Annotated in this window: 3 protein-coding genes; 2 read left to right on the top strand and 1 reads right to left on the bottom strand. The window is 41.4% G+C overall.

What is annotated here, in order from left to right; all coding sequences use genetic code 11:
- Window positions 1-200: 200 nt before the first annotated feature.
- The gene (locus HT719_RS08070; protein ID WP_172928828.1) at window positions 201-1832 is read right to left on the bottom strand and encodes a Na/Pi cotransporter family protein; all 1632 of its coding nucleotides are present in this window, start codon (window positions 1830-1832) and stop codon (window positions 201-203) included.
- A gap of 297 nt (window positions 1833-2129) precedes the next feature.
- On the opposite strand from HT719_RS08070, the gene HT719_RS08065 reads away from it, so the two are divergent.
- Together HT719_RS08065 and HT719_RS08060 are read left to right on the top strand one after the other, a co-directional pair.
- On the top strand, window positions 2130-7145 hold the full coding sequence (locus HT719_RS08065) for a bacterial Ig-like domain-containing protein (protein WP_172928826.1): 5016 nt from the start codon (window positions 2130-2132) through the stop codon (window positions 7143-7145).
- 89 nt (window positions 7146-7234) lie between these two features.
- Window positions 7235-8431, top strand: a complete 1197-nt coding sequence (locus HT719_RS08060) for a phosphoglycerate kinase (RefSeq protein ID WP_172928824.1) — start codon at window positions 7235-7237, stop codon at window positions 8429-8431.
- Window positions 8432-8629 lie beyond the last annotated feature (198 nt).

Raw genomic sequence — 8629 nt, 5'->3', positions numbered from 1 at the left:
TATAATAAAATGAAATAATAACAGGACAAATCGTTCAGGACAGTCAAATCGATTTCTAACAATGTTTTAGAAATAGAGGTGTACTATTCTAGTTTCAATATACTATATATCTGCAGAATACTCTTTCAGTTTCATTCAGCCTAGTCTTGCTTAGGAAAAAGCAAAAAGCCATCCAATTATGATGGATAGCTTCTTGGTTCTTAGATTTGTTCTGCAAAAACCTTTTCAGCAAGGTTCATAGCGTGGTCTGATACACGAGTGTAGTGTGAGATGATGTCTATAAAGTTGACCCCAGCTTGTGTTGAACATTCGCCCTTGTTGAGGCGTTTGATGTGGGTTTTTCTGAGAACACGTTCTATCTTATTGATTGCTTCATGACGTTCTACAAGACTGCGTGCTTTTTCAATATCATTGTTTTCCACACTATCCAGAGCATCTTTGATAAAGTCACTAGTTTGACGATAAACTTCCTCTAATTCTTTCAAGGCGGCATCAGAAAATTCAACATTTTTACGTTGAAGATAGTCAGTCAGATTGAGTAGAGCCTCCGCGTGGTCTCCAATCCGTTCCAAATCACGGGAGGAATCAAGGATATTGGTGAGCACTTCGCTTTCTTTTTGACTGAGAGCTTCGCTTGAAAGGGCAATGAGATAACGTGTTAATTGCTCATCGATGGTGTTAATGGCTTCTTCGGTTTTATGCCCTTTTTCAGCAACTTTTCCATCCAAGTCAATGATGTACTTATAGGAAAGGTCAAAGGCTTTAGCAGCGTAGTTTCCTAAGTGCAAGAGCTCTTTCTTAGCATTTCCGAGAGCGATAGATGGGGCTTGTTTGATGAAATGCTCATCAAGATATAAGGGTTCGTATTTGACAACCTCGTCCTCTCCAGGAATAATCTTGGTTACAAAGTAAGCCAGAGCTCCGATAAATGGAAATTGGACAATGGTGTTGGTAATATTAAAGGTTCCGTGAGCAAAGGCGATGGTCATTTCCGGTGCTAGATTTAGCGTAGATTCAAACCAATGAATCAGGGCTGTAAAAGGAACTAGAAAAATAACGCAGACGACTGTTCCGATAACGTTGAAGGCAACATGAGCTCCTGCTACCCGTTTAGCTGCAATATTAGCACCTAAAGAGGCAATGATGGCTGTAATGGTTGTCCCGATATTGTCACCAAATAGAACTGGCAAAGCTCCTTGCAGGTCAATGAGATTGCTGGCGTAGAGGTTTTGTAAAATCCCGATGGTAGCCGAGGAAGCTTGAATCAGTAAGGTCAAGCCGGTACCGACAAAGACACCCAAAACAGGATTTTTACTTAGCTCAATCATATAGTCCTTAAAGACCTGTAAATCCTTGAGTGGAGCCATTGCGCCGCTCATGAGATTGAGGGCAAAAAAGATACCACCGACACCAAAGAGGATGCGTCCGATATTATTGACTGTCCGATTTTTTGTAAAGAAGAGGCAGACAGCACCGATAAAGAGCATAGGCAGGGCATAGTCACCTAGTTTAAACCCAATAAGAAAGGATGTGACTGTTGTCCCAATATTAGCCCCCATGACAATCCCGATAGCCTGACGTAAGGTTAGGAGACCGGCACTGACCAGACCGACTGTGATAACTGTTACACCAGAACTCGACTGAATTAGAGCAGTCATCCCAATACCAACCAGAACTCCAAAGAAAGGATTACTAGTATATTTGTCGATGTAAAAACGAAGGCGATCTCCAGCAGCTTGTTGCAAACCGTCTCCCATGGTCTTGATACTATATAAGAATAGCCCTAGACCACCTAAAAAGTGAAATAAAATTTCCTGCCAATTAATGGACATTTCTTTTTCCTCCGAAAAATAATCGCGGAATATCTCCTATTCTATTTTAAAGGATAAAAGTAAATCTAACAAGTGTTAATGTCAAGTTTGTAAAAGAAAATTATAATTGATAAGTGTATTATTTTTAAGAGTTTTTAACCTTATTTTAGATTTGTGAAAACAGCTATTGTTTTTTGTCAAAAAATGCTTTAGGATAAAAATGTGATTATCTTGGTCCCTGTGATTGGGATAAAAATTTTATAAAGAAAGTTAAGCGCTTTCTTTTGTGCAACAAAATCAATTTTTTAGGAGGAGAAAATGAAGAATTCATTTTTTGAAAGACGTTGTCGTTACAGTATTCGTAAGTTATCAGTAGGGGCTTGCTCACTGATGATTGGGGCTGTTTTATTTGCTAGTCCAGCCTTGGCAGAAGAAACTGCAGTTCCTGAAAATAGCGGAACCAATACAGAGCTTGTTTCAGGAGAGAGTGAGCATCCAACTAATGAAGCTGATAAGCAGAATGAAGGGGAACATGCTAGAGAAAACAAGCTAGAAAAGGCAGAAGGAGTAGCGACAACATCTGAAACTGCTTCGCCAGCAAGCAATGAAGCTGCAACTACTGAAACTGCAGAGGCAGTAAGCGTAGCTAAATCAGAGGAAAAACCAAGTGAGGTGGCTGCAGAAACACCATCTGCAGAAGCAAAACCAAAGTCTGACAAGGAAACGGAAGCAAAGCCTGAAGCAACTAGCCAAGGAGATGAGTCTAAGCCAGCAGCAGAAGCTAATAAGACTGAAAAAGAAGTCCAGCCAGATGTCCCTAAAAATACGGAAAAAACATTAAAACCAAAGGAAATCAAATTTAATTCTTGGGAAGAATTGTTAAAATGGGAACCAGGTGCTCGTGAAGATGATGCTATTAACCGCGGGTCTGTCGCCCTCGCTTCACGTCGGACAGGTCATTTAGTCAATGAAAAAGCTAGCAAGGAAGCAAAAGTTCAAGCCTTATCAAACACCAATTCTAAAGCAAAAGACCATGCTTCTGTTGGTGGAGAAGAGTTCAAGGCCTATGCTTTTGACTATTGGCAATATCTAGATTCAATGGTCTTCTGGGAAGGTCTCGTACCAACTCCTGACGTTATTGATGCAGGTCACCGTAACGGGGTTCCTGTATATGGTACACTCTTCTTCAACTGGTCTAATAGTATTGCTGATCAAGAAAAATTCGCTGAAGCTTTGAAGCAAGACGCAGATGGTAGCTTCCCAATTGCCCGTAAATTGGTAGATATGGCCAAGTATTATGGCTATGATGGCTATTTCATTAACCAAGAAACAACTGGGGATTTGGTTGAACCTCTTGGGGAAAAGATGCGCCAGTTTATGCTCTATACCAAGGAGTATGCTGCTAAGGTAAACCATCCAATCAAGTATTCTTGGTACGATGCCATGACTTATAACTATGGACGTTACCACCAAGATGGTTTAGGAGAATACAACTATCAGTTTATGCAAAAAGAGGGGGACAAGGTACCCGCTGATCACTTCTTTGCTAACTTTAACTGGACCAAAGAGAAGAATGATTACTCTGTAGCTATGGCCAAATGGCTAGAGCGTAGCCAGTACGATGTCTTTGCAGGATTGGAATTGCAACAGGGTGGTTCTTATAAGACTAAAGTGAAATGGGATGCCCTTTTAGATGAAAATGGCAAACTTCGCTTGTCACTTGGACTCTTTGCGCCAGATACTATTACAAGTCTTGGCAAGACAGGCGAAGACTATCATAAGAATGAAAATATCTTCTTCACTGGTTACCAAGGCGATCCAACTGGTCAAAAACCAGATGACAAGGACTGGTACGGGATTGCCAACCTAGTTGCGGACCGCACGCCAGCAGTAGGTCATACTTTTACCACTTCTTTTAATACAGGTCATGGTAGAAAATGGTTCGTAGATGGTAAGGTTTCTAAGGATTCTGAGTGGAATTACCGTTCAGTTTCAGGTGTTCTTCCAACATGGCGCTGGTGGCAGACTTCAACAGGGGAAAAACTTCATGCAGAATATGATTTTACAGCTGCCTATAATGGCGGAAATTCTCTTAAATTCTCTGGTGATGTAGCCGGTAAGACAAATCAGGATGTGAGACTTTATTCTACTAAGTTAGAAGTAACTGAGAAGACCAAACTTCGTGTTGCCCACAAGGGAGGAAAAGGTTCTAAAGTTTATATGGCATTCTCTACAACTCCAGACTACAAATTCGATGATGCAGATGCATGGAAAGAGCTAACCCTTTCTGACAACTGGACAAATGAAGAATTTGATCTCAGCTCACTAGCAGGTAAAACCATCTATGCAGTCAAACTATTTTTCGAGCATGAAGGTGCTGTAAAAGATTATCAGTTCAACCTAGGACAATTAACTATCTCGGACAATCACCAAGAGCCACAATCGCCGACAAGGTTTTCTGTAGCCAAACAAGTCCTTAAAAATGCCCAAGAAGCGGAAGCAGTTGTACAATTTACTGGTCATAAAGATGCTGATTTCTATGAAGTCTATGAAAAGGATGGCGATGCTTGGCGCCTATTGACAGGTTCATCTGCAACTACGATCTACCTACCAAAAGTTAGCCGCTCAGCTAGTGCGACTGGTACTAGTCAGGAGTTGAAGGTTGTTGCAGTTGGTAAGAATGGCCTTCGTTCTGAAGCAGCAACTACAAACTTTGAGTGGGGGATGACTGTCCAAGACACAAGTCTTCCAAGACCTCTAGCAGAAAACATCGTTCCAGGGGCTACTGTTATCGGAAGTACCTTCCCAGATACAGAAGGTGGAGAAGGTATCGAAGGTATGTTGAAAGGGACCATCACCAGTCTATCTGACAAATGGTCTTCTTCTCAATTAAGTGGTAGCGTTGATATTCGTTTGACACAACCACGCCGTGTTGTGAGATGGGTCATGGATCATGCTGGAGCTGGTGGAGAATCTGTCAACGATGGTTTGATGAACACCAAAGACTTTGACCTCTATTATAAAGATGCGGATGGTCAATGGAAGTTGGCTAAGGAAGTCCGTGGCAATAAAGCTCATGTTACAGATATTACCCTTGATAAACCTATCACAGCTCAAGATTGGCGCTTAAATGTTGTCACTTCTGACAATGGAACTCCATGGAAGGCTATTCGTATCTATAACTGGAAAATGTATGAAAAGCTTGATACTGAGAGTGTCAATATTCCGATGGCCAAGGCTGCAGCCCGTTCTCTAGGCAATAACAAGGTACAGGTTGGTTTTGCGGATGTACCAGCTGGAGCAACCATTACCGTTTATGACAATCCAAATTCTCAAACTCCGCTTGCAACCTTGAAGAGCGAAGTTGGAGGAGACCTAGCAAGTGCACCATTGGATTTGACAAATCAATCTGGTCTTCTGTACTATCGTACCCAGTTTCCAGGCAAGGAAATTAGTAATGTCCTAGCGGTTTCCGTTCCAAAAGATGACAGAAGAATCAAGTCAGTCAGCCTAGAAACAGGACCTAAGAAAACAAGCTACGCCGAAGGGGAGGATTTGGACCTTAGAGGTGGTGTTCTTCGAGTTCGGTATGAAGGTGGAGCTGAGGACGAACTCGTTCGCCTAACTCACGCAGGTGTATCAGTATCAGGATTTGACACGCATCATAAGGGAGAACAAAATCTTACTCTCCAATATTTGGGACAACCAGTAAATGCGAATTTATCAGTGACTGTTACTAGTCAAGATGAAGCAAGTCCGAAAACTATTTTGGGAATTAAAGTAAGTCAGGAACCGAAAAAAGATTACCTAGTTGGTGATAACTTAGACTTGTCTGAAGGACGCTTTGCAGTGGCTTATAGCAATGACACCATGGAAGAACATTCCTTTACTGATGAGGGAGTTGAAATTTCTGGTTACGATGCTCAAAAGACTGGTCGTCAAACCTTGACGATTCGTTACCAAGGTCATGAAGTCAATTTTGATGTTTTGGTATCTCCAAAAGCCGCATTGAACGATGAGTACCTCAAACAAAAGTTAGCAGAAGTTGAAGCAGCTAAGAATAAGGTGGTCTATAACTTTGCTTCACCAGAAGTAAAAGAAGCCTTCTTGAAAGCAATTGAAGCGGCCGAACAAGTGTTGAAAGACCATGAAACTAGCACCCAAGATCAGGTTAATGACCGACTTAATAAATTGACAGAAGCTCATAAAGCTCTGAATGGTCAAGAGAAATTTACGGAAGAAAAGACAGAACTCGATCGCTTAACAGGTGAGGCTCAAGAACTCTTGGCTGCCAAACCAAACCATCCTTCAGGTTCTGCCCTAGCTCCGCTTCTTGAAAAGAACAAGGCCTTGGTTGAAAAAGTAGATTTGAGTTCAGAAGAGCTTGCAACAGCGAAACAGAGTTTGAAAGATCTGGTTGCTTTATTGAAAGAAGACAAGCCAGCAGTCTTTTCTGATAGTAAAACAGGTGTTGAAGTACACTTCTCAAATAAAGAGAAGACTGTCATCAAGGGCTTGAAAGTAGAGCGTGTTCAAGCAAGTGCTGAAGAGAAAAAATACTTTGCTGGAGAAGATGCTCATGTCTTTGAAATAGAAGGTCTCGATGAAAAAGGTCAAGACGTTGATCTCTCTTACGCTTCTATTGTGAAAATTCCAATTGAAAAAGATAAGAAAGTGAAGAGAGTATTCTTCTTACCTGAAGGCAAAGAGGCAGTAGAATTGGCTTTTGAACAAACGGATAGTCATGTTATCTTTACAGCACCACACTTTACTCATTATGCCTTTGTTTATGAATCTGCTGAGAAACCACGAGTAGAATCTAATGGTGCAAATGACCTTGTTACTATCTCAACTAAACCAGAACAACAAAACACAGTCCTTCCAAAAACTACTAATCAACCGGCTTCTGATCAACAAAAGGCTCCTAAATTGGAAGTTCAAGAGGAAAAGGTTGCCTTTGACCGTCAAGAGCATGAAAATGCTGATATGCTAGTTGGGGAACAACGAGTCATCATACAGGGACGAGATGGTCTGTTGAGACATGTCTTTGAAGTTGATGAAAACGGTCAGCGTCGTCTTCGTTCAACAGAAGTCATCCAAGAGGCGATTCCAGAAATTGTTGAAATTGGAACAAAAGTAAAAACTGAACCAGCAGTAGCGCCTACACAAGAAAAACCAGCCCAAAATACAGCAGTTAAATCAGAAGAAGCAAGTAAACAATTGCCAAATACAGGAACTGCTGATGCCAATGAAGCCCTAATAGCAGGATTGGCAAGCCTTGGTCTTGCTAGTTTAGCCTTGACATTGAAACAGAAAAAAGAAGATGAAGATTAAATATCGAAAAATCTTGTGAAATCTTTCCTTATATTTCCAAAGTGTGATATAATAGTTTCGAATAAAATAATTAAAGGGGTTTTTGTAACATGGCAAAACTTACTGTTAAAGACGTTGACTTGAAAGGTAAAAAAGTCCTCGTTCGTGTTGACTTCAACGTACCATTGAAAGATGGCGTAATCACTAACGACAACCGTATCACAGCAGCTCTTCCAACTATTAAGTACATCATCGAACAAGGTGGACGTGCAATTCTTTTCTCTCACCTTGGACGTGTGAAAGAAGAAGCTGATAAAGCTGGTAAATCACTTGCTCCTGTAGCAGCAGACTTGGCAGCTAAATTGGGTCAAGATGTTGTGTTCCCAGGTGTAACTCGTGGTGCTGAATTGGAAGCAGCGATCAACGCTCTTGAAGATGGACAAGTTCTCTTGGTTGAAAACACTCGTTACGAAGATGTTGACGGCAAGAAAGAATCTAAAAACGATCCTGAACTTGGTAAATACTGGGCATCACTTGGAGATGGTATCTTCGTAAACGATGCATTCGGTACAGCTCACCGTGCACACGCATCTAACGTTGGTATCTCAGCAAACGTTGAAAAAGCAGTTGCTGGATTCCTTCTTGAAAACGAAATTGCCTACATCCAAGAAGCAGTTGAAACTCCAGAATGTCCATTCGTAGCAATCCTTGGTGGTTCAAAAGTTTCAGACAAGATTGGTGTTATCGAAAACTTGCTTGAAAAAGCTGATAAAGTCCTTATCGGTGGTGGTATGACTTATACATTCTATAAAGCACAAGGTATCGAAATCGGGAACTCACTTGTAGAAGAAGACAAATTGGATGTTGCGAAAGCTCTCCTTGAAAAAGCAAACGGTAAATTGATTTTACCAGTTGACTCAAAAGAAGCTAACGCATTTGCTGGCTACACTGAAGTGCGTGACACTGAAGGTGAAGCAGTTTCTGAAGGCTTCCTTGGTCTTGACATCGGTCCAAAATCTATCGCTAAATTTGACGAAGCTTTAACTGGTGCCAAAACAGTTGTATGGAACGGACCTATGGGTGTATTTGAAAACCCAGACTTCCAAGCTGGTACAATCGGTGTGATGGATGCTATCGTGAAACAACCAGGAGTTAAATCAATCATCGGTGGTGGTGACTCATCTGCTGCAGCGATCAACCTTGGACGTGCAGATAAATTCTCATGGATCAGTACGGGCGGAGGTGCTTCAATGGAACTTCTCGAAGGTAAAGTATTGCCAGGTTTGGCTGCACTTACAGAAAAATAATTTCAGCCCGTTAGTCTCTACAAAATCCTGATTTTGTAGAAAAAGGAAGAAAACTGAAACGTTAACAAAAAGGTGGCTATGTCACCTTTTTGTGTTAGTGTAGGTATTTGTGACGCGGTGGTGGGGCATCAATGGAGCTTCTTGAAGGTAATACTCTTCGAAGATCTCTTCAAACCACGTCAACGTCGCCTTACCGTA

The organism is Streptococcus sp. k-378 (genome assembly GCF_013277505.1).
GTDB lineage: Bacteria > Bacillota > Bacilli > Lactobacillales > Streptococcaceae > Streptococcus > Streptococcus pseudopneumoniae.
The sequence above is the reverse complement of the archived record's forward strand: the minus strand, read 5'-3'. Positions and strand labels throughout refer to the sequence as shown.

What these genes read in the sequence shown, in the direction of transcription:
- HT719_RS08065 (WP_172928826.1), top strand. Translation starts at nt 2,130, where the DNA reads ATGAAGAATTCATTTTTTGAAAGACGTTGTCGTTACAGTATTCGTAAG.
- HT719_RS08070 (WP_172928828.1), bottom strand. Translation starts at nt 1,832, where the DNA reads ATGTCCATTAATTGGCAGGAAATTTTATTTCACTTTTTAGGTGGTCTA.
- HT719_RS08060 (WP_172928824.1), top strand. Translation starts at nt 7,235, where the DNA reads ATGGCAAAACTTACTGTTAAAGACGTTGACTTGAAAGGTAAAAAAGTC.